The 2,002-nt window shown below is 29.8% G+C and carries 3 protein-coding genes; 1 reads left to right on the top strand and 2 read right to left on the bottom strand.

Translation table 11 applies throughout. The annotated features are described in order from the left end of the window. The first annotated feature begins 414 nt into the window (after positions 1-414). The gene (locus SVN78_10610) at positions 415-867 is read left to right on the top strand and encodes an Hsp20/alpha crystallin family protein (GenBank protein MDY6822056.1); all 453 of its coding nucleotides are present in this window, start codon (positions 415-417) and stop codon (positions 865-867) included. Positions 868-901: 34 nt separating this feature from the next. On the opposite strand, the gene SVN78_10605 is transcribed toward SVN78_10610, so the two are convergent. Beyond that, positions 902-1,294 carry a class II SORL domain-containing protein gene (locus tag SVN78_10605; GenBank protein ID MDY6822055.1) on the bottom strand — a complete coding sequence of 131 codons (393 nt, stop codon included), beginning with the start codon at positions 1,292-1,294 and terminating at the stop codon, positions 902-904. Positions 1,295-1,364: 70 nt separating this feature from the next. Beyond that, a partial coding sequence (locus tag SVN78_10600) for a vitamin B12 dependent-methionine synthase activation domain-containing protein (GenBank protein ID MDY6822054.1) occupies positions 1,365-2,002 on the bottom strand: 638 nt, incomplete at its 5' end.

Here is a 2,002-nt window from a genome sequence, read left to right as displayed (position 1 = left end):
TACCTGTCACTAAAAAATTATAACTTCAATTTTTAGCAACTTTAAATTTATCCTAATATACTATTTGTCAAATATATATTAATGTTTTAGTCTTGTCAATAAAAATAATAAAATTTATATTTAAAATTCTATTTTTGCTGCTATAACATTATATATTAGCTTATTTCTATGTAAAAGTGTTATTTTATTATTATCTCAAAGCACTAAACACATTCATTCCACTCTATGTTAATAACATTCATTAATAAAATACCTCGAATTTTCACTCAACCTCACAAGTTAATATATCCACCAATTCGTGGGCTAAATAATCATAATATCTTAAGTAGTACGAATAAAAAAACTTGACAAGTATTAACTCACATTTATATTGTTAAATAGAAAAAATAAAAAAGGAGGTGAGATATGGCAATTATGAGAAGAAGAAGAGATGCTGAAAGAGGGTTGACACCATTTAGTGGCCTATTTGATATTCAAGATGAAATGAACAGATTATTTGATGATTTCTTCGGAACAAGTGAGTTGCCTTCTGGCATTGATTTTGTTCCAAGCTTAGATATTAGTGAAACAAAAAATGATATTAAAGTAAGGGCTGACCTACCAGGATTAACTGAAAAGGATATTGAGGTTAATATCTCTGGTGACATACTAACAATTAAAGGCTCAAAAGAGGAGGAAAAAGAAGAGAAAGATGAAAATTACTACAGAAAGGAAAGGGCTTATGGTAATTTTGTAAGACAAATACAAATACCAAAGAAAATTAAAGCAGATCAAGTAAAGGCAAAATTTAAAAATGGTGTACTAACTATCACAATGCCTAAAGCCGAAGAAGCAGTTGAGAAAGGCGTAAAAATAGAGGTTGAATAAAAAACAGGTGGGCTATCTCCCACCTGTTTTATTTTTAAATGTTTACCTCTACAGTATTTTCCCACAAACCATGGATATTGCAATAGCTCACAGCTACAAGTGTTCCAGGTTTATCTAATTTTATATTAAACAATGCAACAGGTTCAGTATATGCATATCCTTTGTTAGGACCCTCGGTTGACTCTCCGTGTGATAAAAATTCAGCCTTTCCTAAATGTGTTACATTTTTACCATCTTTTGAGTTAAAAAATAGCTCAATCCATGCAATAAAATGCTCAGTTAAATTTGGATGTTTAATCTCCTTGCCAACTGATACTTTTACTTGGAATTCCTCTCCAGCTTTTATTGAATCTGGTAATTCAATTACAGGTACATGTTTTTCTTTTTTGTAATCTTCTGACTTAATAAAATTCCCAATAGTTGACATTAAATCACCTCCTTATCAAAATTTCTTATATTTAAAATAATTAAAAGTATTTAAAAGTAAAGGTTAAATATTATTTAAGAGTAAAATATTTTGCGCTTTCATTGTGCACTATAAACGCACTTGTTGTATATTCAGGTATCATTTGAAAATCCTCAGTTATACTTACCCCTATCTTTTCTAGGGGTAAGATTTTTCCAATTAACTGATTACCTCTTAAATCAGGGCAGGACGGATATCCAAAGCTATATCTTTTCCCTCTGTACTTCATATTAAATAAATAATCTGCATAATTATATTTTGTCTCTTTATTTTCTATATTTAATTCTACTCTTATAATCTTATGCACCATCTCAGCTAAAGCCTCAGCTAACTCAGCAAACAGGCCATGCATCATATAATATTCTTTATACTTATCTTTACTAAATATACTTTTCATATACTCTACAGGCTTTTCACCTAAAGTAACTACCTGGAATGCAATTATATCACAGGATTTGTCTTCCTCGCTTAAAAAATAATCTGCTATTGATAGATAGGGTTCTTTTTGTTGCCTAGGAAACTCCATCACAATTTTTACATCTTCTTTGTTGCCGTATACCTTTACAAAATTACCAAAGGATTTACATTTAAAATAACCATAGGCTACCTTAGGCTCTATCAATTCTTTTTTAATGATTAGTCGCTTATACTGTTCAAACTCTTTTTTGG

Source organism: Deferribacterota bacterium (assembly GCA_034189185.1).
Lineage (GTDB): Bacteria > Chrysiogenota > Deferribacteres > Deferribacterales > UBA228 > UBA228.
This window is presented reverse-complemented; position numbering and strand designations above follow the sequence as displayed.